The sequence below is a fragment of the Caballeronia sp. Lep1P3 genome (assembly GCF_022879595.1).
Lineage (GTDB): Bacteria > Pseudomonadota > Gammaproteobacteria > Burkholderiales > Burkholderiaceae > Caballeronia.
Genome location: NZ_CP084265.1, coordinates 2,435,834 through 2,462,166, shown reverse-complemented (window position 1 = coordinate 2,462,166; position 26,333 = coordinate 2,435,834). Strand labels below are relative to the sequence as shown.

27 protein-coding genes are annotated in these 26,333 nt (G+C 59.3%); 15 read left to right on the top strand and 12 right to left on the bottom strand.

Features of this window, described 5'->3' with window-relative positions:
• Positions 1–9 precede the first annotated feature (9 nt).
• Positions 10–222: a helix-turn-helix domain-containing protein gene (locus LDZ27_RS11575; protein WP_244814216.1), complete on the top strand. Its 213-nt coding sequence runs from the start codon at positions 10–12 to the stop codon at positions 220–222.
• Between the two features lie 173 nt (positions 223–395).
• Positions 396–674 (top strand): hypothetical protein, encoded by a 279-nt coding sequence (locus LDZ27_RS11570; RefSeq protein WP_244814215.1) that lies wholly within the window; start codon positions 396–398, stop codon positions 672–674.
• A gap of 346 nt (positions 675–1,020) precedes the next feature.
• Here the strand turns inward: LDZ27_RS11570 and LDZ27_RS11565 are convergent, their stop codons facing one another.
• The 3 genes from LDZ27_RS11565 to LDZ27_RS11555 all read right to left on the bottom strand — a co-directional run bounded on the left by LDZ27_RS11565 (position 1,021) and on the right by LDZ27_RS11555 (position 3,735).
• Positions 1,021–1,728 (bottom strand): MgtC/SapB family protein, encoded by a 708-nt coding sequence (locus tag LDZ27_RS11565; protein WP_244814214.1) that lies wholly within the window; start codon positions 1,726–1,728, stop codon positions 1,021–1,023.
• Between the two features lie 538 nt (positions 1,729–2,266).
• Positions 2,267–3,073, bottom strand: coding sequence for an RMD1 family protein (locus LDZ27_RS11560; RefSeq protein ID WP_244814213.1), 807 nt, complete (start codon positions 3,071–3,073; stop codon positions 2,267–2,269).
• A gap of 239 nt (positions 3,074–3,312) precedes the next feature.
• Complete coding sequence (locus LDZ27_RS11555) at positions 3,313–3,735, bottom strand: HU family DNA-binding protein (RefSeq protein WP_244814212.1); 423 nt, start codon at positions 3,733–3,735, stop codon at positions 3,313–3,315.
• 290 nt (positions 3,736–4,025) lie between these two features.
• Between LDZ27_RS11555 and LDZ27_RS11550 the strand changes: the two genes are divergently transcribed.
• Complete coding sequence (locus tag LDZ27_RS11550) at positions 4,026–5,801, top strand: SWIM zinc finger domain-containing protein (RefSeq protein WP_244814211.1); 1,776 nt, start codon at positions 4,026–4,028, stop codon at positions 5,799–5,801.
• 235 nt (positions 5,802–6,036) lie between these two features.
• On the opposite strand, the gene LDZ27_RS29015 is transcribed toward LDZ27_RS11550, so the two are convergent.
• Positions 6,037–6,261, bottom strand: coding sequence for an SET domain-containing protein-lysine N-methyltransferase (locus LDZ27_RS29015; protein WP_370653308.1), 225 nt, complete (start codon positions 6,259–6,261; stop codon positions 6,037–6,039).
• The gene (locus LDZ27_RS11545) at positions 6,185–6,529 is read right to left on the bottom strand and encodes an SET domain-containing protein (RefSeq protein WP_370653307.1); all 345 of its coding nucleotides are present in this window, start codon (positions 6,527–6,529) and stop codon (positions 6,185–6,187) included. Before LDZ27_RS11545 ends, LDZ27_RS29015 begins: the two co-directional genes overlap by 77 nt.
• Positions 6,530–6,831: 302 nt before the next feature.
• Between LDZ27_RS11545 and LDZ27_RS11540 the strand changes: the two genes are divergently transcribed.
• Positions 6,832–8,373 carry an IS630 family transposase gene (locus LDZ27_RS11540; RefSeq protein ID WP_244814210.1) on the top strand — a complete coding sequence of 514 codons (1,542 nt, stop codon included), beginning with the start codon at positions 6,832–6,834 and terminating at the stop codon, positions 8,371–8,373.
• A 189-nt stretch (positions 8,374–8,562) separates the two neighbouring features.
• The gene (locus LDZ27_RS11535) at positions 8,563–8,925 is read left to right on the top strand and encodes a hypothetical protein (protein ID WP_244814209.1); all 363 of its coding nucleotides are present in this window, start codon (positions 8,563–8,565) and stop codon (positions 8,923–8,925) included.
• A 387-nt stretch (positions 8,926–9,312) separates the two neighbouring features.
• Here the strand turns inward: LDZ27_RS11535 and LDZ27_RS11530 are convergent, their stop codons facing one another.
• A complete protein-coding gene (locus tag LDZ27_RS11530; protein ID WP_244814208.1) occupies positions 9,313–9,531 on the bottom strand; it encodes a hypothetical protein in 219 nt (72 codons plus the stop codon).
• An 823-nt stretch (positions 9,532–10,354) separates the two neighbouring features.
• Here LDZ27_RS11530 and LDZ27_RS11525 point away from each other — a divergent pair.
• The 5 genes from LDZ27_RS11525 to LDZ27_RS11505 all read left to right on the top strand — a co-directional run bounded on the left by LDZ27_RS11525 (position 10,355) and on the right by LDZ27_RS11505 (position 14,114).
• The gene (locus tag LDZ27_RS11525; protein WP_244814207.1) at positions 10,355–10,630 is read left to right on the top strand and encodes a metal/formaldehyde-sensitive transcriptional repressor; all 276 of its coding nucleotides are present in this window, start codon (positions 10,355–10,357) and stop codon (positions 10,628–10,630) included.
• Between the two features lie 11 nt (positions 10,631–10,641).
• Positions 10,642–11,919: a CDF family Co(II)/Ni(II) efflux transporter DmeF gene (gene dmeF / locus LDZ27_RS11520; RefSeq protein ID WP_244814206.1), complete on the top strand. Its 1,278-nt coding sequence runs from the start codon at positions 10,642–10,644 to the stop codon at positions 11,917–11,919.
• Between the two features lie 215 nt (positions 11,920–12,134).
• The gene (locus LDZ27_RS11515; protein WP_244814205.1) at positions 12,135–12,830 is read left to right on the top strand and encodes a VIT family protein; all 696 of its coding nucleotides are present in this window, start codon (positions 12,135–12,137) and stop codon (positions 12,828–12,830) included.
• Positions 12,831–12,981: 151 nt separating this feature from the next.
• Positions 12,982–13,677 carry a glycine zipper 2TM domain-containing protein gene (locus LDZ27_RS11510; protein ID WP_244814204.1) on the top strand — a complete coding sequence of 232 codons (696 nt, stop codon included), beginning with the start codon at positions 12,982–12,984 and terminating at the stop codon, positions 13,675–13,677.
• Between the two features lie 152 nt (positions 13,678–13,829).
• Entirely contained in the window at positions 13,830–14,114 is a 285-nt protein-coding gene (locus LDZ27_RS11505) for a hypothetical protein (RefSeq protein WP_244814203.1), read from the top strand.
• A gap of 140 nt (positions 14,115–14,254) precedes the next feature.
• On the opposite strand, the gene LDZ27_RS11500 is transcribed toward LDZ27_RS11505, so the two are convergent.
• The 5 genes from LDZ27_RS11500 to LDZ27_RS11480 all read right to left on the bottom strand — a co-directional run bounded on the left by LDZ27_RS11500 (position 14,255) and on the right by LDZ27_RS11480 (position 21,799).
• Positions 14,255–15,016 (bottom strand): phosphatase PAP2 family protein, encoded by a 762-nt coding sequence (locus tag LDZ27_RS11500; RefSeq protein WP_244814202.1) that lies wholly within the window; start codon positions 15,014–15,016, stop codon positions 14,255–14,257.
• Complete coding sequence (locus tag LDZ27_RS11495) at positions 15,013–16,221, bottom strand: MFS transporter (RefSeq protein WP_244814201.1); 1,209 nt, start codon at positions 16,219–16,221, stop codon at positions 15,013–15,015. The genes LDZ27_RS11500 and LDZ27_RS11495 overlap by 4 nt, the downstream gene beginning before the upstream one ends.
• Positions 16,222–16,332: 111 nt before the next feature.
• Positions 16,333–19,368 carry an efflux RND transporter permease subunit gene (locus tag LDZ27_RS11490; RefSeq protein ID WP_244814200.1) on the bottom strand — a complete coding sequence of 1,012 codons (3,036 nt, stop codon included), beginning with the start codon at positions 19,366–19,368 and terminating at the stop codon, positions 16,333–16,335.
• Between the two features lie 21 nt (positions 19,369–19,389).
• The gene (locus LDZ27_RS11485) at positions 19,390–20,457 is read right to left on the bottom strand and encodes an efflux RND transporter periplasmic adaptor subunit (RefSeq protein ID WP_244814199.1); all 1,068 of its coding nucleotides are present in this window, start codon (positions 20,455–20,457) and stop codon (positions 19,390–19,392) included.
• On the bottom strand, positions 20,435–21,799 hold the full coding sequence (locus LDZ27_RS11480) for a TolC family protein (protein WP_244814198.1): 1,365 nt from the start codon (positions 21,797–21,799) through the stop codon (positions 20,435–20,437). Before LDZ27_RS11480 ends, LDZ27_RS11485 begins: the two co-directional genes overlap by 23 nt.
• A gap of 89 nt (positions 21,800–21,888) precedes the next feature.
• Here LDZ27_RS11480 and LDZ27_RS11475 point away from each other — a divergent pair, with 89 nt between their 5' ends.
• Both LDZ27_RS11475 and LDZ27_RS11470 read left to right on the top strand, forming a co-directional pair.
• Positions 21,889–22,563: a response regulator gene (locus LDZ27_RS11475; protein ID WP_244814197.1), complete on the top strand. Its 675-nt coding sequence runs from the start codon at positions 21,889–21,891 to the stop codon at positions 22,561–22,563.
• Positions 22,564–22,592: 29 nt separating this feature from the next.
• Positions 22,593–23,870 carry an ATP-binding protein gene (locus tag LDZ27_RS11470; RefSeq protein WP_244814196.1) on the top strand — a complete coding sequence of 426 codons (1,278 nt, stop codon included), beginning with the start codon at positions 22,593–22,595 and terminating at the stop codon, positions 23,868–23,870.
• Between the two features lie 132 nt (positions 23,871–24,002).
• On the opposite strand, the gene LDZ27_RS11465 is transcribed toward LDZ27_RS11470, so the two are convergent.
• On the bottom strand, positions 24,003–24,863 hold the full coding sequence (locus LDZ27_RS11465; protein ID WP_244814195.1) for an MBL fold metallo-hydrolase: 861 nt from the start codon (positions 24,861–24,863) through the stop codon (positions 24,003–24,005).
• 86 nt (positions 24,864–24,949) lie between these two features.
• Between LDZ27_RS11465 and LDZ27_RS11460 the strand changes: the two genes are divergently transcribed.
• Genes LDZ27_RS11460 through LDZ27_RS11450 form a run of 3 tightly spaced genes read left to right on the top strand, consistent with a single transcriptional unit; the run spans position 24,950 to position 26,150 of the window.
• On the top strand, positions 24,950–25,267 hold the full coding sequence (locus LDZ27_RS11460; RefSeq protein ID WP_244814194.1) for a metalloregulator ArsR/SmtB family transcription factor: 318 nt from the start codon (positions 24,950–24,952) through the stop codon (positions 25,265–25,267).
• Between the two features lie 15 nt (positions 25,268–25,282).
• Complete coding sequence (locus tag LDZ27_RS11455) at positions 25,283–25,717, top strand: YeeE/YedE family protein (RefSeq protein ID WP_244814193.1); 435 nt, start codon at positions 25,283–25,285, stop codon at positions 25,715–25,717.
• 1 nt (position 25,718) lies between these two features.
• Positions 25,719–26,150, top strand: coding sequence for a YeeE/YedE family protein (locus LDZ27_RS11450; RefSeq protein WP_244814192.1), 432 nt, complete (start codon positions 25,719–25,721; stop codon positions 26,148–26,150).
• The last annotated feature ends 183 nt before the right edge of the window (positions 26,151–26,333 follow it).

Genomic DNA, 26,333 nt, shown 5'->3' with positions numbered 1-26,333 from the left:
AGGCTACGTATGACCATCGCCGAAGTCGCGAGGTTGCTATTCGTGAGCCGGTCCCACGTTAGACGTCTGCTGGAAAACGGAGACCTTCACGGCGCGCTCGGCGACGACGGTGAGTACATCGTCGATAATGGGTCCGTCATGCGTTACCGGCGAGAGTGGGACGAAAGGGCAAGACGATATCTCGACAGCCAGACTGAAGACACGGAACCGCCTGGGCTCTGAGATGAGAAACGGGATGAGGTGCTGTGCCGCGACCCCGCTTCCCCGCTCACGCTAGATGATGACTATCTTCACTGCTCCGCTTGATGCCGCGAAAACCTGGTGTGCAGGACCTACCTCCTCGGTGTGAGCAAGCCCGGGGTGCTCGCGGAACTTAAATCAAAACTGGAGCCGACATGCAATACGAGAATCTGATTGCCGACGCACGCGATGGCGAGCTCACCGAGTCAACGCGCGTACGTGCCGCTTTTGATGCCATTTATTGCTGCTCTCCGCAGCTAGAATCGTTGGTGCAGTCGTTGGCGGTGCAGGGTGTGAACGCGGACGATGTCTCGCTAGTGGGCCGGCTGGCCGACTGGGTCATGAACGTAGCGCCGCGTGGGCCGCTGCCCATGTCGCCAAGCGAGGCGGTGGCGCTCGCGGAGCGCGTTCACAAAGTCACTGCAGGCGAGTAATGCTGCGCGCGACGGTCAGATGTCCGGGCGGACGTGAGTGAGGGGCGGCGATTATTGCGACGGCAGACATCGTCGAATGCGACGTCTACTTAAGTCCGCAAGCTAATCACGACGGTAACCTGCCCGCGAGCGCATATGCGGACGGCACACACCGTTGCACGTGAACACGTGGAAGCCTATCGCTTGAGAGCAAAGGGGGTGCGGCCGCAGCGCACTCGAAGACCTTACGCGAGTCTCCAAAGATGCCGACGTCTAGAACAGACATAAGTGACCGCTGAGTGCTCGTTCAGTTGCCAGTTTTTAACGGAGTCCAAGCATGACCATCGATGAAGTCGCGAAGTCATGCTCACTCCGGCGTCGGTTCGGCTTCAAGTCCTGCCCAGCTGACGCTCGATACGCTTTTTTCCATGCTCAGCCGACTGGCAATCTGTTCAAGTTTGGGCTGGTCTTTCGGATGGAGCTTCAATGTCGCCGTAACCTCAATACGCTGCGGGTCATCCTCGTAGTCCCGGCTCGTCAGGCTCTGGAAGGACAGCGGCGCGGAAGACATTGAGTTCGACAGGGCCGCCCGGATATGAACTTCGTCGGCTTCGCGGCAGACCACCGTAATGGTGTATTGCCGCACGAGGTCCGCCGCCGAGACCGGAGCCGTGTTGATGGCTCGGCTGACTTCGCGCAGGACGGTGTTGGTGAGCAGCACTACGCCGGTGCCGGCTAACGCTGGCCCAAAATGTCCTGAACCGCACAGGACGCCGACGGCAGCGGAACACCAGAGCGTGGCGGCCGTATTGATTCCTTGTATCGAGCCTTTGTCACGCATGATGACGCCGCCTCCTAGAAAGCCAACGCCCGAGACGACATAAGCGGCAATCTGCGTCAGTCCCGTGGTTCCGTTTCCGGTCAGTGCCCCGAGCGTAACGAAGAGGCAGGAGCCACTAGCCACAAGCGTGATGGTCCGCAGACCGGCAGTGCGCTGGCGCATCTGGCGCTCAAAGCCGATGACCACGCCACACACAAAGGCGGCGAGCAGCCGGAGGGAGAAATCGAGAGTCATGTTTGCTGATTCGAGTTGTGCCGACGGCGACACGCCTGGTTTGGAAACGGGCTGAGCATCGCATGCGCACAAGACTGGATGAGGTCCGGCTTAGTCTCGCGAGCCGTCCTGCGCGAGTCGTCCCTGCCAGTCTGATGGACCGGTGGGCGACACGGCTTCTCTTACAACAGGGAACGAACGCTCCCCGCGAGCTCACGCGCGCAACGCGGTGCTGCACGGGCGCGCGTAATCGCTGCGACTGAATGGCGCTAGTCTAGGTACACGGGATGGATAACTGCGGCGCGCACCGTTTGCCTGCTGGCAAGACGGCGGCTAAGAATGAGAGCGCGGGCGTCCTGCCGGTCAGGCAGCGAAACTGTTCGAAAGTCGACTACTACAGAATTCCAAGGCGTCGGCCCCTTTTGTGAAGATGCGCGAATTTTATGTGTTGCTTTAAACCGAAGTCAACATGATTCGCTAAGCAGAGCGAATAGCATTGCTTGGCCTAACTCTTTCAACGCGCAAAGAAAGAAAGGCGGAAGAAAGACAAGTGGATGGCTCAGAAAAAGAACTTATGCGCCAGGTCCGCCAAACCAATCACGATTTCAAGGGCAATAAGCCCTATGACATACCATTCGAGGCGATGAACGTGCTTGGTTTCCGCGATTTCTGCCAGGGTTTGCGCAGTTCCAGAAATGAGCTGCAGCTTGCGTTCAAGCGCGGCTTGTCGCTCGTGCAGTTCGTATTCGTCCTCCAATAGTGCATAGAGGCCGCCGAGCTCCGGGTGTTCCCAAAGAGTCTCCGGCTTGTCACCGATTTCAGCCCGGCCGACCATGCGGTGTTCGATTAGGAGCATCCCGCCAATTTTTGAGAGTAGCGTTTTGGCGTCCGCGCTCACCTTTCCTGTTCTTGCCAGTTCCGATGCCAACGGAATGATGCTATCGAACTCGCTCGCGGTCTTGTCTTCGTACATCGACAGCACAAGGCTTTTACTGAGGCTGTCCGCTATCACCTGAGCCTTTTCCAACGTCAGCGCGTCGAGCCAGACTGCACCGCCTTGCACACCAACGTTCGTCTTGCCGCTCTGGATGGCGATTTCTTCGAGCTGAGGTCGCCGGTAGGCGTTGTACAGCAACTGAGCTAACGAGGAGAGAAACCGTTGTTCATCACCAAGCGACACACCAAAAAGCACGACGACGCCGTACCTGAAAAGAACGGCGATGCCGTCAGTGCCCCCTACCGTTACGGTCAGAGGCGTGGTGGCGAGTGAATCCGTGATTTTGAAGTTCTTGAGGTCAATCCGGTCGGCGATGAGATGTGCACGAGCCTGTACCTGCGGAAGCGAACTGATGGCAAGATTCGACATTTGGTACGCACTTCAATTCGTTGAAGTCATCGAAAGTATAGGTGTGAACCCAATGCTGCGGTATGCGTTTGACCTACCGCAGTCCCGGACGTCGGAAGGCTCAGTCAGCAATGGGGAACACGCAGGCGTTGGGTTGCCATTGGGGCACAGGTACCGTAGCGAGCTCGGACCGCGTTACGTCGGAGATGCCATCAAAAAGCCCGCATGAAAGCGGGCTTCTGTAAGCAGCGACGTAGTCGTTAAGCTGCCGCATCCTTCAGCTTTTTGAGCGGGCGCACTTTCAAACGCACTGTCGCCGGCTTGGCATCAAACCAGCGGTCTTCACCCGTGAATGGGTCCTTGCCAAAGCGCCTCTTCTTTGCTGGCACTTGCTGGACACCGATTTTAAGAAGGCCCGACAGCGTAAACTCACCGGCGCCCTTTTTGTGAACAGCGCCGAGAATAGTGTCTTCCAGTGCTGCCAGGACGGCCTTTGCCTGCTTCGGCTCGACGCCTGCTTGCGTAGCGACGTGGGTCGCTAGCGACGCCTTCGTGAACGTGTCCTTCAGCGGCTTCAGGCTGCTGCTCCCGGCAGTAGCTTTCTTTACCGGTGCGGTAGCCTTCTTCGCTACGGTCTTCGTCGCAGCCTTTTTGGCCGGGGCTTTCGCGGTCTTTGTTGCCATGTGGTTTCCTTTTTTGGGATGGTTAGCCGCTTAAGACGAAACACCTCGAGGCGAAGCGCTCGACACATGCGTCGACTTAAGCTGGCGGCAAGCGTATCAACGGTTCGCAGTCAACGCAAGCGGAAAAGTCCTTAAAACAAGGGCTTTTTTCTTCGCGCGCAATCACTGTCCGATGAAAACACGACGTCCGTTGACTCCAGCACGCACGGTGCTGCATAGACGTTCTACAACAAGGACGCTTTGGCTGTCAGGCTAGAATGGTCAGTAGCACAGGTCGATAGAGGCGCACGATGCCCAACACTTCTCCGCTTCACGATGTCCTTACCCTCGAAGAAATCCAGTCGCTCGTGGACACGAAAGCGTTCGCTCGCGGCAAGGCGTACTTCCACGAGGGCGCCGTATCGCGCCTCGAGGAGCGAGATGGCGTCCTTCGAGCCAATGTCCGTGGCACGCATCGGTACAGCGTTGAGCTTGCCGTAGGTGACGACGGCGAGCTGACGTACGAATGCGACTGCCCGGTCGGCGCGGACGGCATGTTCTGCAAGCATGCCGTCGCAGTCGCACTTTCGTGGCTGGAGAACACGGGTGAGGAAGTGTTCCACGCCAACGACGTCGAGCCTGCGAAACCCCGCAAGAAGCGCAAGACGTACGAGGAGCAGATTCAGGAATACGTTGCGACGCTGAACGAAGGCTCCTTGCGCGAACTCCTGCTGGAAGCAGTCGAGCGCGACATGGCGCTACGCGACAGACTGCTCTTTGCTGCGCGCGCCGCGGCGGCCAGTGACCTGCCGAGCATGAAGACAGCGGTCCGTCAGGCGACGCGCGTTTCGCGGCCTCTCGACTGGCGAGAGGCCGGCGCATATGGCGATGGCCTGATGTCGCTCGCGGACATGCTGCGGCAGCGGCTCGGCGGTCCTCAGGCTGCCCAGGTGGTCGACCTCGCAGAGTTGGCGATTTCCGGCGCGGAGAAGAGTCTTGAACAGATAGACGATTCTGGCGGGGATGTGATGCCAGGGATTCTTGAGCTAGCGGCCGTACACCTGGAAGCGTGTCGGCAAACCCGGCCAGACCCAACGAAGCTCGCCGAGCGCCTCTTTCACTTCCAGACCGAAGGAGTATGGGACACGTTCTACGACGTATTGCCAGCTTATGTCGAACCGTTAGGCGATACCGGACTGCGGAGGTACCGCGAACTCGTTGAGAGGGGGTGGGACGCGCTGCCGCCACTGGCTCCGAGCAAAGAATTCCGTAGCTCGTTCGACCCGCTGCGGATGCGACTGGAGCGGGCGATGGAGAGGCTCGCGGAAAATGACGGTGATGTCGATGCACTGATTGTCATTCGGTCGAAGGACCTGTCGAGTCCCTACCGCTTTTTGCTGGTCGCAGAGCTTTGTGCAAAGCACGGGCGTCACGACGATGGTCTTGCGTGGGGCGAGCGCGGTCTCAAGGAATCCGGACAGAACCTGGACCAGCGTCTGCTTGATTTCTGCATTCAAGAGTACCTGCGTCGCAATGAATACGCGAAAGCTGATGCATTCGCGTGGCAACGCTTCGAGATGCGCCCCGTTGCGGAAGCGTTTGCGGCGCTAATGGATGTCGCCAGGACCACGGCCCGGCTTGAGGCGACGCGTGAGCGCGCGCTCAATCATCTATGGAGTCTCGTTCGCGCTGAAGAGGCGCCGACCAAAGCAAAGCCCAGCCACTGGCAAACGCCGAGCCGCACCGAACTGGTCAAGGTCTTTCTTGCCGAGCGCGACAGCGAGACCGCGTGGGAGGCGTTTTGCGGAGGTCCAGTGGCGGTAAACATGTGGGCAACGATGGCGGCCGTGCGCGGTAAGACCCATCCGCGCGACGCTATTGCGCTGTATCACCGCCTGCTCCCAATCGCAGCGGAGAGCGGAACACGAAACGCCCGATATGACGAAGCGTTCGGCATCGTGCGCACCATCGGGAAGTTGCGGGCCGAGCTGAACGAGCAGGTTGTGTTTGCCGATGAACTCGAGACCGTTCGGCAGACGTATCGCGCCAAGCGCAACTTCATGAAGCTGCTGGGAGCACTGGGTTAATCGTCGCTGTCGGCTTATGCCGCCTGCAGACATCTGTGCAATATTATCGCGACCAGTGAATCCGCATAGTTGACGGTCATCGTGTCGGTGAAAAGCCGCACCGGAATAATGGCAGTCGGTTGGACATTGTCTATGTGCACTACGTCCTGCGCAATCCCGTGAACTCGTCGCGGGAGCGTCACCCATTCAGGTCAGTTGTCGTCAGGTGGTTGCGTGCAAGGTACAGCGAGCTGATTCATCCCACAGCCTCCCGGCGGCCGGTTATTTGTTTCTGCAGCATCGTGCCACGACAGCCGGGTGCGGCGCAGTGACACCGGAAGCGCTCCCGGATTTCGGCGGTGTGTCGGGCTTCGACGAACAGCGCGTAGTCGATGGTCAGCTCTTCACCCGGCGATATATCCCGCAGCGCGCGGAAAAACACTCGCCGTCCAGGATTTCGGCTTCGCAATTCGGCACGCATCCGTGATTGAGCCACACCGTGCGTTATTGCCGCCTTCGCCGCCGTCGATGACGGTGCCATAGCCCAAATCGAAGTAAAACGTATGGTCTGATTCTGAGGTGTCGCGGGCACACCGGCGCAGCACTTCACGCCAACCGACACGCGCGCCTTTGTATTCGCAGATGAGTTCTCCAGCGGCGAGGGCGCGGTTGGCGAACAGCCCGCGTCCATGCACCGGCGAACGCCGGGTGACAAAACGGGGGCGGGAATTTTGGACAGTCTGGTTCATCTCATCAGCGCCGTGCGGAATGAGCGGATTTCCTCGTGCTGTGCCCGATGATGGGGAAGACACTAGACGCTGTCAACCGGCGCCAATCTTCCGCTCCCGCCACTGCATCGCGGTCAGCCCGACGGTTCCTGGCCTTCGAAAACGCGGGCGCGAGCAAACGTCGGGGCCGTTCGCTATCTATCCCTTTGCTCTTTCATTTTAACGCTCTGTAGAGTGACGTACGGCGTAGACGTAGACGTAGCGCAGGACAAAGGCGCAAGATTGTGACGTACGGCGTTTCGTCCGTTGCAAGGAAGCGGCTAATGTATTCAGACACTAAAGAATGGACGCGAATACGCGCGCGCGTCCTCATCAAGAGTGAATCTGTTCGGCACGTCGCCAATGCCGAAGCCATAAGCCGGAACACAGTTCGCAAAATGGTTCGTCTCGAATTTCCTCCGGGCTACCATCGGAAGTGCGTCAACGAACGACAGCCTGTCATCGACCAGCCAATTACCGCTCCGTGGACCTGCGTTCAACGCGTCGTACGTTCGCTCACCGAACGCCAGGCAGCGCGGTTTTTGCGTGACATGTTTGCGGCAGATGGCAATGACAGGTTCGAGGAAGCTGTCGGGCGCCGACTGCGCATGTGGGGCATCGAAACTCCGGCGACAGATTCCGAGGCGCGAAGCCGGCAGCGATGGCAGAACTGGATGTACCGGGTCGAGCAGGGTGTCGTCTATGCGCCCGAAGGCGGGGACGGCGTGCGACAGGACAAACTGATGACGATGCTTTTGCCGGTGCGAAAAAGCCAGCGCCATAAATCCCTTACCGCGCTCGCCCACGAAGCCGGCTTTTCTGCGCGTCAAATCGCAACGCATCTGGCCATCAGCCGCGGGGCTGTTAGCACTTACCTACGTGCGTACAAAGCTGGCGGATGTGAATCGCTGTTCGCGAAAGCGAGTCGGTCCCGCATTGACGATAGCGAGGCGCTGCAGAGCGCAGTCTTCACGCTTCTGCACGAGCCGCCCTCTGCTTCGGACATTAACCGAACCACATGGAAGATGGACGACCTGCGCCGCGTTCTGGCAGAGCGAGGCCATCATGCTGGTAAGGATGCCATCCGCTCTATAATGCGGCGCGCTGGCTATCGCTGGAAATCCGCCAAGGTCATTCTCACGAGTACCGACTCGAAGTACCAGGAAAAGCTGGACCACATCCGGTCGACGCTAGCGAATCTCCAGCCCGACGAACGGTTCTTCTCCATCGACGAATTCGGGCCGTTCTCCGTCACTATGAAGCCGGGGCGCGCACTAACTGCTCCTGATGTTCAGCCGAGCGTTCCACAATGGCAGAAATCGAAGGGTTGTCTGATTTGTACGGCCGCGCTTGAACTTTCGTCCAACCAGGTGACGCATTTCTACTCCGGGGCCAAGAACACCGACGAGATGATTCGCATGGCAACTGTCCTGCTCGAAAAGTACGGTGATGTGCACAAGCTGTATCTCTCGTGGGACGCCGCTTCATGGCACCTTTCAAAGAAACTGTCGGCGTTCATCGCTGAGCTCAATGAGTCAGCGCAATTGCGTCATCAGCCGATTCTTGAACTCGCACCTTTGCCTGCGAGTGCCCAGTTTCTCAACGTCATCGAGTCAGTCTTCAGTGGGATGGCGCGCGCCATCATCCACAACAGTGACTATGCGTCCACCGATGCTGCGAAGGCGGCTATTGACCGTTATTTCTCAGAGCGCAACCGGTACTTTGCGGAACATCCGAAACGTGCGGGCAAGGCAATCTGGCGAATGGAACGGACGACGAGCGAGTTCTCCGCTGCCAATAATTGCAAGGACCCCGCATATAGATGATTGCCGAAGACAGGAAGCGTTGGCCGTGCGTCGCGCTATAAATACAAGGGAAGCGCTGCACGCGCGGCAATGCAAGCCCGGTGCTTGAGAACGGCGACCGTCAATGGTCTGGCTCTTCGTGCAAGATGGTCGTGCGCCAAGTGGCCGGTCTACAATGTCACATCGATGTGTCGGAGGTACGTCTCCGCGATGAGCAACCCACTTAATCTGGACCTGCGCGCTCGCGCCGAATTGCTCGCCTACCTCGTCGCATCGCACCTACTTGCGCGGCACATGACGGGCGAGTGGCTGTCCGTCGAGCATGTGGTTGAGTCGACGATGCTTTGGCTCAGTACAAATGGCGGAGGAGCTGACGTCATGCAGCGGGTGATGCTTTCTGCCCGCGCTCACAATATCGCCCGACACCTGGAAACGACGCTAGGCTCCGCCGTGACGCTCAAATCGGTGAAGGCGCTGTTCTGCGAAAACCTGCGCCTCGATTTCCGGTCGCCCGTTGCACGACAAATCTATCAGCACTGCCTCACACATCTGTCCGACGCTGGATGCTGGTGAACGCGCGTTTAAGCCAGGTTCACGCGACGCTTTCTGCATTTTTTGCCTTTGGGGGGCGACCATGCACGAGGGAACCCCGTAGGCGAGCTTCCTGCGCTGTGCTATCGCGAAGTCCGGGGCATTGGCGAGCCGAAGTGCAAAGAGATGGCGCTCACCTAAAGCCAAGGCGCCAGACAAAGGTTAAAACCTCATTCGCTAGATATGTCTTTACTCATTCGTATCATCGAAGAGTCTCTTCGGACATTCAAGCCATTCTATGGACGGGACTCTTTTTGGGTCAGGCAATCGCATCCTGCGGATGCTCAAAGGAAGCCTCATGCACAGCGAGAAACTAGCTCGACCCTCGCACGGTACAACGCATTACGGAGCGCAGAGCAGGCGGCGACTCTAGGTGTGCGCATCGACCCATGCGAGGGCCCAGTCCAGGCCTGCTAGCTCGGCTTCCTCTTCACTTCCAAAGTGACCAAGGACACCCGAAGCATGGATTAACTTACCGCCAAGCGTGATGGTTCCGCTCGCTGCATAGCGCTCCGGCTGCAGGATGCCCTCCTGCTCTGGGATGGCGTGCCCCCAGACATCGTAGCCGTGGTAGCTTTGCGACTGCATCAGCGGATAACCTGTACGGATGCCGCGTGGCCTCTCACGCGAAGCACGTTGCCTTCCGGCGTGGTTTGCCGCGGAATCCCAGACATGTCCGGTTCGTCCTTCAGCAAGGTCTTCTGCGTGTTGCCCTGCTTCGCCACGAGCCGTGGAGCAGTTGCTAACGCGCGCGGCGAATGGAGCTTCTTCGCGTGCAAGGCCACGTGACGTCGTACTGCGAGCCTGTGTGGAGTACCGGCCCTATGCGGGGCAGTCGCGCGCGCCTCAGGCGGATTCCACACTTCCGAATATGTGCCGGCCCCGAAAGCCGCCGGCGCCAATGCCGCGGTCAGTAACGCAAGTCCAAGTTTTCTCACGATTTGCACTTTCCTGCTTCTCGCTGCTGCCACTGTTTGCGAGCCATCGCCTGATTCATGCACCCTCTGTCACAGCCGGCGCAACAGTGGCGGTCCCGAATGGCTCCCGGTGACGAGCCATGCATTTGAAGTCAGCGAGCTCGCTGTGCCAACGGTATGGCCATTTTCGCATACGTGGGACCTTGGGTCTCCAGCCTTACCGCAGCGGATGGCTTCGTCGCTTTGCCGCGCGCCAAGGGCCGCTTTCAAGTCGACGACGAACGCGGCAATGTCGGGCCTCGATGGCTCACGACTTGCGCTGGGACTTCGGCTTCTCCCGGTGTGCATTGATGCGTACTGCGGTCACCGCGCGCTGGCCCTTTGCGCCGTATCCCTTCGGTAGTTGACCGCGTGAGCGGTGGCCCGGACAATACCCCACCCCCCTATGGTAACGTGGACGCTAATATACCCGGTGGGGGTAGGGAGAGAGCGCAATGAGTCACACGGTTCAGGAAAAACATAAGCTTCTCAACAGGGTTCGCCGTATCAAGGGGCAGGTTGAAGCCATCGAGCGGGCACTGGAGGAAGAACACGGTTGCGCAGACGTCCTGCAGCGGATTACGAGTTGTAGGGGAGCCATGAACGGCCTGTTGGCAGTTGTGTTGGAAGACCACATCCGGAACCACCTTGTCGATGCTGAAAACGGCGGGGAACACGGCGAGAGCGCCATGGAACAACTCATCGAAGTTGTTCACAGCTATTTCAAGTAACTGGGTTGGAAATGAATGATTTCGAAGACGCCGCGTTCGGCGCAGGGCACGACCACATCTTCCTTGGCGCTGGTCACGAAAAGAACGAGCGAAAGACGTGGGCCGTGATTGCGCTGTGCAGTGCCATGATGCTGGTTGAAATCGTTGGCGGCAGTATGTTCGGGTCGCTTGCGCTCGTCGCCGATGGACTGCATATGTCGACGCATGCGGGCGCGATGCTGATTGCAGCACTTGCCTACACATACGCGCGCAGACATGCCACTGATTCGCGCTTCGTGTTCGGCACGGGCAAGCTCGGCGACCTGGCCGGATTTACCAGCGCCATCGTACTGGCAATGATTGCCCTGCTGATTGGTTACGAGGCGGTCTCCCGATTTCTTGCGCCGATTCCTATCCATTTCGGCGAGGCGATTCCCATCGCAGTGGTCGGCTTGCTGGTCAACCTCGCGAGTGTCTGGCTTCTGAGCGGCGACCATCACGGCCATAGCCACGGCCATAACCATGGACATGGGCATGGCCATGACGACCACGCTCACGAAGAAGAAGGGCAGAAGATTGTCGCCCCTTCCGGCGTATTCGCCGTCTCAATTTTTGAGGACGGCGTGCCGCCCGTCTTCCGGATTACGCAGGAATCACCGGGCTCGCGCATGGTCGCATCAACGACGACTATCACGACCGTCCGGCCAGATGGGGCGCGTCAGGTCTTTGCCATGGCGGACCGTGATGGCTACCTGGAATCTAAAGATGACATCCCGGAGCCGCACTCATTCCAGGCCATTGTGCGTTTGCCTGATGGTGACCACCACGTCGAGTTCGCCGAGCATGCACACGACCACGATACGCATGAGGCTGTAAGTAGGGACCATAATATCCGTTCCGCCTATATGCATGTAATGGCGGACGCGGCGGTATCCGTACTGGCGATTCTGGGTCTTGTACTGGCGCGCTCCTTCGGCTGGCTCTGGATGGACCCGCTGGCGGGCATCATCGGGGCACTGGTGATAGCCAACTGGTCTTACGGACTTATGCGCGACACCGGTGCAATTCTGCTCGACATCAATCCGGACCGGCGCATGGCGGAAAACGTGCGTCACGCCGTCGAGGACCGTGGCGACAAGGTTGTCGACCTACATGTCTGGCGGGTCGGACCGGGCCACATGAGTGCGGTGGTGTCGGTTTCGACCGGCGAGCCTGAGCGAGACTCGCGCTTCTATCATTCGGTGCTCGGACGCTTCAAGGGATTGTCGCATCTCACGGTGGAAGTGCAGCCATCGAAGGCGACGGCCTGACTCGTGGCAGTCAACTCGCCGGGCTTCGACGTATTTAGAATTCATGGCGAGCCCGGTGTACGGGTTGGAAACTGTTGCGCACACGATGCCCTATAAGCCAAGCGAACCTGTGCAAGGCAGACCTCTCTGATGCCGCGCTCGTCGCGACACAGGCAAGCTGCTTCTGCGTCTATCGTTGTGGGTCAGTGAATTAACATTTCAAACGTGGAGGAGCTATGCCAGGGCGACACAAGGAACAGCACCGTCTCGAATCCATCAGCTGGTTGCGTGCCGCCGTACTGGGCGCCAATGACGGGATTGTTTCAACGGCGAGCCTCGTTGCTGGTGTAGCCTCCGCACATACTGCTCATGGAAGCATAGTGCTTACTGCCGTGGCCGGGTTAGCTGCGGGAGCCATGTCGATGGCGACAGGGGAATATGTGTCGGTCTCCTCGCAGGCGGACACGGAGAAGGCGGCGCTGGCCCAGGAACGGGCTGAGCTCGATACCGACTTCTCGCGCGAGCATCAGGAACTAGCAGCCATCTATGTGCGAAGGGGCCTGGATTTGCCGCTTGCCAGGCAGGTTGCCGAAAAGCTGATGGTGCATGACGCTCTCGGTGCTCATGCTCGCGATGAGCTTGGCATCTCCGAGGTGACGGCCGCGCGACCTCTACAAGCCGCAATGGCTTCTGCCGGCAGCTTTGCGGTCGGTGCCGCGTTGCCGGCTATCGTTGCTGCAGTCGCGCCCGATTCGGTACTGCTGCCGGCTATCGTAGTCTCTGCCCTTGTTTCCCTGGCTTTCCTGGGCGGCCTGGCAGCGAAAGCTGGTGGGGCGAAAGTTTGGCCGGGCGTTATCCGCGTGGTCTTCTGGAGTGCTCTGGCAATGGGCGTGTCATCAGGCGTCGGCGCTCTGTTCGGCGCGGTGGCTTGAGCGCCGGATGCTGCCAGAGTAGATGCTTCGAAGAGAGCCCTGACCAGGAAACCGTCGGCACGCGCTACACCTGCTTACAAATCTCACACGGGCCCGGTGCACCGTTCTGTCGGCTGCGGCGTTCTTGCTGACACACTCAACGGAGCGCGACATGAGCACCAACCTGACTTCCAGTTCACCGCAACGTAGCCGTATCCATCCGCTGGTTGCAGGTGCTGCCGTAGCCGTCATCCTGGCCAGCGCTACGGGTATCGCGGCGATGACGGGCATTCTGCCAACGTCACGCGCAACGACCTCGCCTCCGACGCCAACTGCGCCAGTGACCGCTCAAGTTTCGAGCGCCCCAGCGACTTCACCGCAAGCTGCCACGGAGCAACGCGTCACGCATGAGGACGCGTCAGCGCAACCACGCGTCCATCATCACCGTAGCTCGACGGTCGAACAGGCTCCGAGGTATGAGAACGACAATACCTATCAAAACCCGGCACAACCCGCACCAAGACCGGTCGCCGTCGACCCGAATGCAGGCGAAGTTGTCGCCGTCAATACAGTTCAGGAAGCCGAACCAACAACGGGGCTGGGAGCCGTGGGTGGAGCCGTCGCTGGTGGCCTGTTGGGAAATCAGGTCGGGGGAGGACGCGGTCGCGTTCTGACCACGATTGCAGGAGCGGTTGGCGGCGGACTTGCGGGTAACGGCATCGAGCATGCGGTGCGTAAGGCGACCAGCTACCAGGTGCAGGTAAGAATGCAGGACGGCAGCTACCGGAATTTCAATTATTCGACGCAGCCGCCGGTTCAGGTCGGACAGCGCGTCCATGTCTCGGGCGACTTGCTGAGCACATCGTAATCGCGGCCGGAACCGGCAGTATCCGAAGCAGGTTACTGCCGGTTACAGAATTGACATTTCAGCCGCACCTGCGGCCGCGCGCCACACCTAGAATCCGCATCCTTTCACCATTGTCTGGCGTCCGTCGGAAGTGGGCAGGACAGGAGAACACCATGAGACGCGCTACCCTTTTTCTGGCAGTGGGCATTTCCGCTGCATGCGTATCCAGCGCGGCTTTCGCGCACGCGGACATCGGCGTGTTTCTGGGCGTGCCAGGGTCAGTTTATGCTGCGCCGCCTGTTGTGTACGAGGCTCCGCCGCCAGTGGTCTACGCACCCGCCCCGGTCTATGGCTATGGATACCGCTATGACGAGGATTACGGCGACGGGCGCCGGTGGCATGACCACGGCCGCCACCGCGGATGGGAACGCCATCGCCACTCTGACGATGACGACTGATTCACCAACGGCTGCGCCCCGCCTCGCATTGAACGCTCAACCTTTCAGCGTGACATTAACCACGTTCGAATCGCACTGCACACGATGCGCTCTTCTGGCATCGACGCAAGCGGTGACAACAAGAGGGTTGTCAACACACGCTACCCGGGGGCGTAGAGGGCCATGTCCACACCGTGTTGCATGATGATGTGCACCGTCGCGCTGATGACAAACGTGACGAAGGACGCCACGCCGAGTGAAGAAGCGTCCCTTTGGCTTGCATCACCTACGTGATGTAGCACAGTTGCCGTTGCTATCCACGCCACACCGAAGCTGATTCCGGCGAGCACATCAGAAAACCAGTGCACGCCGAGATAAAGGCGCGAGAACGAAATCAGGAGAATAAACAGCGCGGTGGCAGTCGCAATACGCAGCCGTGCGGCGCTGCCCCACGCGCGCGCAACGAAAAACGCCAGAAAACCGTAGGTGACCACGCTCAGCGTTGCATGATTACTGGGAAAGGAAAATCCCTGCAGGCCCTCATACATTGATGACGGTCGCGCACGGCGCATGGCAAACTTCAGTGTTACGACGAAGGCCTGTGCAAGCATTGTCGCCAGTATCCAGTAAGTGGCGCTCCGCAGCCGCCTTTGCCAAACGAGCCACGCAAGGACGACGAGAATCACCGGGACGGTGACGGCAGCATCGCCCAGTTCCGAGGCGGCGACCATAATCGAGTCGAGTAGCGGGAAACGGATAGATTGGAGCGCCGCGTGAATCCTGACGTCGACCGTAACAAGCGGGTCCCCGCTAACGACATCCTCCAGCACGCCAAGGAAAAGCCACGTACCACCGACAGCTAGTACGCCAGCAACGAGCAGGTTGCGGATTCCGATGCGCTTGAAGAGCAAAGGCCAGTTCATGCTTCACCGCCAGACGTCGTTGTCCTCGCGACGAGCGCAATCAGCGTCGCGATACAGAATCCAGCGCCTGCATAGAACGTTGTGCCTGCTCCAAACCGGTCCCAGAGCTCGCCGGCGACGAGGCTTGCCACAAGCATTGCCAATCCGGTCGTGAGATTGAAGAAGCCAAACGCTGTCCCTTTCAGTTCGGGTGGTGCCACTTGCGCGACCATGGTCGCCAGCAGACCTTGTGTGAGCCCCATGTGCAGGCCCCACAGAACGACGCCGAGCAGCACGATTGGCCAGTGACTTCCGTGCGCAAGCACGACATCCGACACAATCAGCACGACGAGACCGATGGCTAGCAGTCTGGTGTGACTCATCGAGTCAGCGAGCTTGCCAAAGGGGTAAGCCGAGGCCGCATACACCAGGTTCATCACGACCATGACGAGCGGCACCAGCGCCACGGGTACGCCGCCCTGCATGGCGCGCAGGACGAGAAACGCCTCACTGAACCGTGCGAGTGTGAACGCCGCACCGACAAATACAACCCACCAGTACGGCTTGCTGAGCTTCTTCAGGTTTTCGAGCCTCAACGGATTGACGCGTTTCGCACCTGACTGACGCTCCGGCTCCCTCACGCCGAACACAAGCAATGTCACGGCGGCGATGCCTGGAATCACGGCCACCCAGAATATCCTGCGGAAGTCGTTTGCCCAAAGCAGCATCAGAACGACGCCCAGCAACGGACCGATGAAGGCGCCGACGGTGTCCAGCGACTGGCGCAGGCCATACGCGGCACCGCGCAGATGCGGCGGAGTGATATCCGCCACTAGCGCGTCGCGCGGCGCCCCCCGCAGACCCTTCCCGACCCGGTCCACAACGCGCGCGGTCAGGACAATCCCCGCCGTAGGCGCAAGTGCAAAAAGCGGCTTGCTGAGCGCACCCATGCCGTAGCCAATGACAGCGAGCCATTTCCTGTTGCCAAGATAGTCGCTCAATGCACCGGAAAATATTTTCACGATGGGCGCGGTCGCTTCCGCGACACCTTCAATGAGTCCAACCATCATGGCGCTCGCCCCTAGGCTCGTCACGAGGAACATCGGTAGGAGGCTGTGGATAATCTCCGACGAGATGTCCATGAACATGCTGACGAAGCCGAGCATCCAGACGCCATGGGGAATCTGGCTGAGCGTGCGTGCGCGAGGCTTGAGGTTAGTCTGCATTCTTTTTGATTCTGTAATCGTCCGGTTCGATGGCGGTATGGTCGCACGTCGGGGCTAAATCAATATGAAGTGCTACCGATGGTATCGGACGTTGTTCCGCCCTGAGCTGGTCTAGGTTACCTTCCGACGCTGCTTCTCACGCCTATACACATAAAGCGCCGGTAACAGGTTTGTACTTAGCAGACCGCTCCAGACCAGACCGCCCAGCGTAACAATGGCCAGGCCCTGTTCAGGGGCGGCGCCTTTACCGAAACCGAGTGCGGTCGGCAGCAGGCCCAGTGAGGCTGTCAGCACAGTCAGGAGAATCGGCCGGAAGCGCACGTCAACAGCGCCGCGCACGGCTTCGACCACCGGGAGTCCCTGCGCTTCGTTTCGCTTTACCAACTGCAGCAAGACGATGCCGTGGTTCAGGCTCACTCCAATCAGGGTAAGAAACGCAATCAAACCGATGGCGTTGAGACCGACACCACTCACCACCAGGGCAATAGCTCCCCCGGAGAACGCCAACGGCATCTGCAGCAGAAGCAGACCGGGCACGAGGAGGCCATCGAACTGCAGTGTCAGGATACCTAGCATCAGCGCGAGAGCAACTACGGCTGCCACGCCAACATTGAGCGCGGCATGTTCGAGTTGCGGATACAGGCCACCAAACCTCACCTCGTATCCCGCCGGTAAGGGAAGCGTCGCGAGGGCCTTCTTTGACGCTGAAATGACCTGGCCGAGCGGCGCAGTGGGCGTCGCCAGAATCTCGACCGCCCGCAGTCCGTTCAGATGCCGTATGACGTTGGGTCCGGTCGCCATGCGGACGTACGCCACGTCTTTCAACGCAACCCACCTATTGGCCATTACAGGAAGCTGGTTGAGCTGCTCGATGGACAGATGCGTGGGGTCGGCGAGTCTCACGAACACATCCAGGTGACCATTGCCTTCTGGAACGGTGGCGACCGTTTGTCCCGCCAGAAGGATGTGCAACTGGGAAAAAAGCGCCGCCGGCGTAATGCCGTGGAGCGCGAGACCATCGGGATTGGGCGTGATTTGCAACTCTGTTACGGGATAGGCATCGTTGTTGAAGACGTCCGAGAGGTCGGATACGCCTGAGAGCCGACGCGTAACCTCGTTCGACAGTGACTGCAATGCTTCAATCGAATCGCCGTAGACATCGATGACAAACGGTTGCGGCAGGCCGGACAGCGTTTCACCCACCCGTTCGAGCGTCGGTGTCCCAATGACTGTCTGGACCGCCGGGAGCTTTGAAGCATCCAGAACCTGCTTGCCGACTCGGTCGAGACTGCTCGCGTTCACATCAGGTTTTAGCGCAATCTGAATCTCGCCTGCATAGGCAGGCTCGGTGTATGAGGTTCCCAAAGCAGACCCGACGCGGGAAAACACGTGCGCGACAGGCGGGAGGCCCATCAATCGTTGCGTGATGCGGTCCGATGCGTCCTGGGCGTCATGTAATGAAGTTCCAGGCGGCAGCGTAAAACTTTCGAGTAGCACGGCCTCGTTCGGAAGCGGCAGGAAATCGACGGGCACCAGCACAAGCCCAGCCACCGAGACCACGAAAATGGCGATGCAGGACCACAGCGAAACACGCGGATGACGCAGCGCAACTTCGAACAGGCGCAAGTTGCGGCTCTTGAGCCATGCGACCGCACGCGAACCAGATGTGACGCGCTTCCCGATATGCGGTCCGATGAATCCCAGCACAAGCGGAATCAGACTCAACGAAATAAGTAGTGACGCAATGAGACTCACTGTCATTGCAAGAGAGAACGGGACGAAGAAAAGTCCGGCGAGGCCTCCCACGAACACAAGCGGCAGGAATACCGCGACGGTCGTCATCGTCCCTGAAATGTCTGGACCGGCTATGTCGCGCAAGCCATGAGCAACGCCTTCCCACCGGCCATCACCAGCTTCCCAGCGATGGTAGATGCTTTCCAGCACGATGATGGCGTCGTCGGCAAGCAGGCCCACCGCGACTGACAGGGCGCCGAACGTCAGCAGATTCAGCGTCTGTCCCATCAGGTACAGCCCTGCGATACCGAGCAGCAGCGACAACGGAATGCTCAGCGCGAGCGCCCATATTCCGCGACTCGCGCCAAGCATCCAGAACAGGACCCCAACCGCGAGCACGGCCCCAATGGCCAGATTCCTGGTCAAATCCGAGGCGACCACGCCGACAATGTGCCTCTGGCTGTAAATTCGCACGAAGCGTGCGCCGCCGGGCAGTTGGGGTTCGAGTTCCTGCAGAGCCTTATCAACTGCATCGACGACAGGTAGCGTCGAGGCCCCCGGTTGCTTGAAAACAACTAGAGCAATGGTCGGCCGGTTATCGAGTTTCACGGAGTGATGAGACGGGAGCGCAGACCGGATGACCTCTGCAACAGCGCCTAAAGGCAACGTGGCGCCAGGGCTCCCGACGAGCATGCGCGCGTAGTCGGAGGTACTCGTCGGCAGACTTCTGCCTTCCATGAATACGTCCTGATGTCCGAGGTTGACATACCCGCTCGGTACCATCGCTGTCGCCGCGTCGAGCGATGCTGCGAGCGCCGACGCAGAGACGTTGAAACGCTGCAGCCTTGCAAGGTCGGGGCGCACCCATATCGCATCTGCTCCGGGTCCGGCGACCGACACGCGTTGTACACCAGCGACCGCCCGGACACGTGGTGCGAAATTTGACTCGACAATACGCTGGATTTGGGACGCGTCCACGCCGTCAGGAATCTGGATTGCGTAGTCCGCCACCTCATTTATGGCATTGCCGGAGATTTCCGTCGTCAGAGTCGTACCTTTGGGTAACGAACTGTTGATGCGTCCGATAACACCGTTGACGTCCTGGAGCGCACTTGCTGCGGTGGTCCCCTCCGAGAATCGCGCTTCAATCTTGACGGAACCTTGCCCTATGACTGTCCGCACGTCGCTCAATGACGCGAGCGACGATAGTTCGGCCTCGAGCGGTCGGGCAATCAGCCCCTCCAGGTCCAGCGTCGTTGCGCCCGGCAGTTGCGCGACGACGCTCACTTGCGGCATATTGAACTGCGGCAACACTTCCGCGTGAATGTTCAACAGCGCGTAGACACCATACGCAATCAGCCCTGCGTAGAGCATGACCCAGAGTAGCGGCCTCTTGACGATATCGTTGAGCATTGTTCTTCTTTGAAAGCGCCGTCAATCGGCTTGCTGATAACGCGTAGCAAAGTCCTGGTGAAAGAGAAGATAGGCGTCTTGCGTCACGACGCGTTCGCCCGCCACGAGACCTTGCCTGACTGATGTCCAACCGCCGTCCGACAGGCCCGGAACGACCTGGCGGCGACGGCTGCCGCTCCGGTCACGCACCAGTACCCACCATTGACCGGCGTCGAGAATGAGCGCAGTTGATGGGATAGCCACCTGCCTGTCATCGGACAAGACCAGAGAAACGTTGCCAACCGCCCCCGGGTCAAGGGTGTAGCCTGGTCCAGCTTTGAGCCAGACTTCCACCTGACCCGGAGCGGTGAGACTGCGCGATACACGCTGGACAACCACTTGAACAATTGCATTGTTGCCTTCGGGCAGAAAAACGCCCTTCATTCCCGGCACAACCGAGCTGGCATTGCTTCCAAACAGGTCGGCGACTACGTAGAGGCCGGCGGTAGGCGCGATGGTCGTGAGCGTCTGCCCGGCATTCACGTACTGACCATCGGCAGCGCTAACGGCCGCCACCATCCCGGCGACCGGCACACTAATGGTCGTGAGACTGGTGTAGCCGCGGGATGCTGCCTGCGCCGCTGCAAGTTGTTGACGCGCGGTGTCGAGTTCGGCGCGTGCGCGAATGACCGCATCGCGAGTACTGAGCTGTTCCTCCAGCTTCTGTTGTTCGATAGCGGCGGCCTGGGCCGCGGCCGTCACTCGAACCTGGGCCGACTTCAGGTCCGCGGCAAGACGTGCGGCATCAGTCGATATGGTGGGACCGGTCAGCCGTGCAATCACTTGCCCAGCCCGCACTTCTTCACCCGGAATCACGCGCAAGCTTGAGACGACGCCTGCAGTAGGCGCGCTAAGTACGGTATTCGATGCCGCCTGCACACGGGCCGGTGCCGACAAGGTGGATGCAAGGCGCTTCTGGACCGCAGGCATTGTCACGATGTCCTCGGCGAACGCGGGATGACGTGCGGGGCAACAGATGCCGATAGCTGCAACGAAGACCAGCAGGCGGACAGACGGCATAGGTGGCCTATTGAAGCGGTTGGTGGTCAATCGCGCTCACGCCAATCAAGGTGCAGAGTTCGACTTGCTGTTGAAGGACCGTATTCGCGAGTTTTGTTGTCGCAACGCGTTGACTCAGCAACCGGACTTCAGCGTCGGCCAATGCCGGGAAGGTCACGTCGCGAGCGGCATAGGCAACACGTAACTTCTTCAGTGACGCATTGAGTGCGGCTTCGGTGGACTGCGAGTTGTGAAGACGTTCAGTTAGCAAAGTCAGTTCAGAACTGATGGCGTCGACGGCCGTATATGCGTCGTCGAGCCGTTGCCCGTATTCCTGATAAAGGCTCTCCCGGGTGGCTTTTTCGACGGCGATATTGCCCCGGTTGCCGTTGAACAGCGGCAGGGTCACAGAGACGGCAAGTCCCGAGGTATAGATGGCCGACGTGTCGCGGCCTCTTGTGACGCCGACATCAAGCCGCGGAAACTGTGCAAGGAGCGCTGCGCGATAGCGCTCGTCCTGTTCGTCGTACCCCGCGCGCAGCGCTAGCAAATCGGGCCGACGCTGGCCAAGGTTTAAAAGCGCACCGACGATGAGGTGCTGCGGGACTTCCGATGGCTCCGGCGGAGCCGCGAGCGTCAAATGCGACCCCGGCGGAAGGCCAAGCAGCCGGGTGAGTTCCCGCTCGGCCTTGAGACGTTCCTGTCGTAGCGTGCCTAGCTGCTGCACGGTGTCCCCGTACGCTACTTCCGCCAGCAAGACTGCGTCGCGGGTTACGTCGGAGCGCGCGAGTGCCTTCTGCAATCGTTCGGCACCGTCCCTCTGATACGCCACAAGCTGCCCGACCTCACCTTCGAGACGCTCGAGGCTCACGTTAGTGACGTACAGTGCATAAGCGCGGTTCGCGACCTGCCATTTCGCCCATTCCAAAGCGAGCTGTTGCCTCTCACTGGATTTGGCCGCCGCTCGCTTCTTCGCTGGGCGGTCGACCAGCGCCGACACCTCGTAGCTGAGCCCGGCCATGAACGCAGGTACAAAACCGTCGGCACCGGGACGGTCCGTACTGAAGCTAAGTGTTGGGTCTGGCAACAGGCCGTCCACATATTCTTTGGCGGTGGCGATATCGAGTTCGCGCTCAGCGTGCCGGATGTCGGGGCTTTGCTTAAGTGCCCGCTCGACCACCTGGTCCACCGTCAATTGAGCGCCGGTAGTCGCTATGTCATAAGACCATTGCGGCGCCTCAGGAAGAGGCCTGGGTGCATAGGAGGCGCATCCGCTTAACGCTACAGTCAGCGTCAGCTGGGCGAACCACGCGAGCGCACCCGAACACCTATGTCGCTGACCGGTTGCGGTAATGCGGTTTTGCAACCTACTATCGTAAATACGATGGGTCACGATGAGTATCCGGCGCAAAAAAACGCTTCAGATACTACTTCGCGAGACTTAGCGTTGACTTAGAAAGTTGCTGCCGACCGGTGAGACGTATGAGAATTCTGCTCGTAGAAGACGACGAAATGATTGGCGGCGCAATCGTGCAGGCGTTGAAGGATGCCGCCTACGCGGTCGACTGGGTATGCGATGCTGATTCGGCAACAGGTGCGCTGATAGGACGCGAGCACGATGTGGTACTTCTTGACCTGAACCTGCCGAAGCGCGATGGCATTGATGTGCTCCGGTCATTGAGGGCAAAAGGTAGCAAGGCTCCCGTCATTATTCTCACCGCGCGCGACAGCCTTGACGACAGAATTGCCGGGCTCGACGCCGGCGCCGACGATTACCTGGTGAAGCCGTTTGAAATCGGTGAGCTGCTCGCACGTCTTCGGGCGGTCACGCGCAGACTCGGCGACCATGGTGACGCAAAAATGACGTGCGGAAACCTGACGGTGGATTCAAATTCACACCTTGCCGTGTATGGCGACACCGAATGCAGCCTGACCGGTCGCGAGTTCGCACTGCTGAGCGCGCTGATGATGAAACCTGGGACAGTCCTGTCGAGAAGCGAACTTGAGCGAAAGGTGTATGCGTGGGAAGAGCAGGTCGAGAGCAATGCCGTGGAAGTGGTGATTCATGGTATCCGCAAGAAGCTGGGCGCGTCGGTGATTCGCAACGTACGGGGTGTGGGATGGTTGGTGGACAAGGAAAACAGTCACGTTCCCTGACGTGGCAGCTGTCGGCCTGGATTGGCTGTGTGATTGTCGCGGTGGGTGTGGTTGCCTGCGGGCTGTCGTTCGTGTTCGCCTATCAGGAGGCCAGAGAACTGCAGGACGGACAACTGAAGGAAATAGCTGCTCTCATTGACAGCGGCGCGCTTGCGTTCACTGGTTCTCGACCTTCTGTCGAGAGTTCGCAGGATGCAGACGTCAAGGTAGTCATTGACCGGCTCAATGGAGGGGGGGCAGGGTTTGCGCAGGCGTCGGGACTCATCGTACCCAACACGTTGACGGACGGTTTTCATGACCTGGATGACAATGGCAACGGTTGGCGCGTTAACATCAGAACACTGCGCAGCGGAGAACGCATAGCGTTGGCGGAGCCCTCCGTGCTGCGCGATGAAATTGCACGGGACGGCGCAATGAGAACGCTTGTACCCATGCTCATTCTTCTTCCGGGACTGGGCGGCGTCATTGTGGTGATTGTGAGAACGAAGCTGGGTCCACTTTCCCGGCTGGCGAATGTTGTTGACCAGCAAACTGATGTGTCGCTTGAGCCGTTGTCTGAACACGGAATACCCAACGAAGCGTTGCCTTTTGTCAGGTCCATTAACCGCCTCATTCCGCGTTTGCGTGAGGCCATCAGTCTTCAACGCCGATTTGTCGCGAGCGCGGCGCATGAACTGCGCTCACCGCTAGCAGCATTGTCGCTGCAAGCGGAAAACCTCGGCGCAACCATCACGTCACAAGACGCTCGGGAGCGGCTGACGGCCTTTCAGTCGGGACTGCGCCGGACCCATCGGCTGGTTGAGCAACTGCTCACGTTGGCGCGGTCCGAACAGGAGGGGCTGGAGCAGCCAACGAGGGTGTCACTGCGCGCGGTGGCGACCGACGTTATCAACGCGACCATTGGCATGGCCCGTGAAAAGGATATTGATTTGGGATTCGACCGCTTTGAGGAGGTCGATGCTGTTGTAGACGTCTCTTCCCTCACTGTCGTGTTGAGAAATCTTGTGGACAACGCGGTGCGATATACGCCAACCGGAGGAAAGGTGGATGTTTCTGTCATCCGGTCGGGCGAAGCGGTGGTGTTTGAAGTTACCGACTCCGGTCCGGGCATTCCGGACGACGAACTTGCGCACGTATTGGAACCGTTTTATCGCCTTGACCACTCGGCGCAGTCGGGAAGCGGACTCGGTCTGTCTATCGTCTCTGAAATCGCCCGCCGCACAGGTGGGCGTCTCGTGCTTGCGAACACGAAGGTCGGGTTCCGAGCTCGCTACTTCCATCCGCTCCACCAGAAGGCCCGGTTGTGAGACCGAACCTGCTCGCATGAGGAGCCACTGGCTCCAGCATGAATCAACCGACGCCGTTTCGCTACAAGAGCGCAACGCGCTCATGCCAACGCCAAACCGCAAGTTCCAAACCAATCACTCGTCACAAGCGCTCTACAACCCATTCAACGGAATCTTCAGATAGCGGATGCCGTTTTCCTCGGCGGGTGGAAATTCCCCGGCCCGTATGTTCACCTGCACAGACGGAAGGATAAGAACCGGCATCGCAAGTGTTGCGTCGCGCGCTTCGCGCATACCGACGAACTGCTCTTCTGTTACGCCGTCATGCACATGGATGTTATGCGCGCGCTGTGCGAGCACCGTGGTTTCCCATTCGGGTTGCCGGCCTTCGGGGGGATAGTCATGGCACATGAAGAGGCGGGTGTCTCCGGGCAGGTCCAGCAGCTTTCGAACCGACCCATACAGTGTGTGGGCATTGCCACCGGGGAAGTCGCAACGCGCTGTGCCGACATCTGGCATGAAAAGCGTGTCGCCGACGAAGACGGCATCGCCAATCTGATAGGCCGTATCGGCAGGCGTATGACCCGGCACATACAGTGCCTTTGCTGTCAGGGCACCGATGGGAAACTCCTCGTCTTCGCGAAACAGATGGTCGAACTGGGAGCCGTCAAGGCGGAATTCAGGCTCCAGATTGAACAGCTTCCTGAAGACGCCCTGAACGGTGCGAATGTGCTCTCCAATCGCAATCCTGCCGCCAAGCTCGCCGCGCAAATAATGCGCTGCTGACAGGTGGTCCGCATGCGCGTGCGTTTCCAGAATCCACTGCACGCTCAGGCCGCGCTGGCGGACGAACTCGATGACCCTGTCGGCATTTGCCGTTGAAGTGCGTCCAGCCTTGGGGTCGTAGTCAAGGACCGGGTCAATGACTGCGCATTCCTGATGCCCCGACTGAAACACGACGTAAGTCACCGTGCCGGTGACCGGGTCGAAGAACGGTTGAACGATGGGCTGCATCCTCACCTCCTCAGATGCAAGTCATTCTATTCCCAAATAATCTACAATGCAATATAATGTCAGTGTGTAAATTATAGGATGATGAGATGAGGAAGAAGTCCGTCGCAATCGACCTTTCGGTGATGCAGGCCTCTGCAGAGAGAGCGTGCGCGCTGCTTAAGGTTCTGGCAAATCGCGACCGGTTACTGTTGATGTGCCAACTGTCGCAGGGCGAGTTGTGTGTGAGCGACCTGGAAGAACAGTTGGGCATACGTCAGCCGACACTCTCCCAGCAACTCGGCGTGCTTCGCGATAACGAGCTCGTGGCGACACGGCGGGAGGGAAAGAGCATCTTTTATTCCCTCGCAAGCAAGGAAGCGATTGCGGTCATGAACGTGCTGTACGACCAGTTTTGCGCCCAATGATGATTAGGAGATGCCATGTCGATTGATATTGCGAATTTCACACCGGGGCTGTCACTGACCGGAGGGGTGATGATTGGCATCGCAGCTGCTCTGCTTGTTCTCTTCAATGGGCGTATTGCCGGTATCAGCGGGATTCTGGGCGGCCTGATGAGCATGCCGCAAAAGGATGCAGGGTGGCGTGTAGCTTTTCTTGCGGGGCTTGTCGGGGCGCCTGTGCTGGCAGGCTTGCTAGGTAATCCAATAGCGCTCGATATTCGGGCTGGGTGGGGCGAAGTAGTTGCGGCGGGCTTCCTTGTCGGCATCGGCACGCGTTATGGCAGCGGTTGCACGAGCGGTCACGGCGTTTGCGGTATCTCGCGTGGTTCCATCCGTTCGGTGGTTGCGACGGCAACCTTCATGGCAAGCGGCTTTCTAACCGTGTTTGTGACGAGGCATCTGTTCGGAGGTTGAGATGGCGCTGCTTACTGCATTATTTTCCGGGCTTCTGTTCGGTGTCGGTCTGATGGTGTCAGGCATGGCCAATCCGACGAAGGTACTGGGATTTCTGGACATCGCTGGACGATGGGACCCGTCTCTCGCATTTGTCATGGGGGGCGCGATAGCCGTTGGCTCTGTCGCGTTCCTGTTAGCGAAGCGGCGAAAGAAATCCTTGCTGGGTTGGTCCATTCAGATTCCAGCCGGTAAGCAAGTTACCTTGCGACTCGTAATGGGAAGCGCGGTGTTCGGCGTCGGTTGGGGGCTCGCAGGATTTTGCCCGGGACCCGCACTGGTCGCAATGGGCGCTGGCTTTCCGAAGGCGTGGGGTTTTGTGGGCGCGATGCTCGGCGGCATGGTGGTGTTCGAAATCATCGAGCGCGCGAAACTGACTCGGCAGCAGGCCTAAGATGCTACGCATCTATTACTCGAGAGCCGCCGTCCTCGCAGATGCGGTGGCTTTCTCAGGCAGGCGAATGAAAGGCATGATTTTGCATGCGGTGCGTTCTTGGGACGTGTCGTCGGTCTCGTTCACGTGCTGACGAGTGCTGGCCCTGCCATCGCGGAGTCCGCTAGCCGCCCTTTGTTCGTC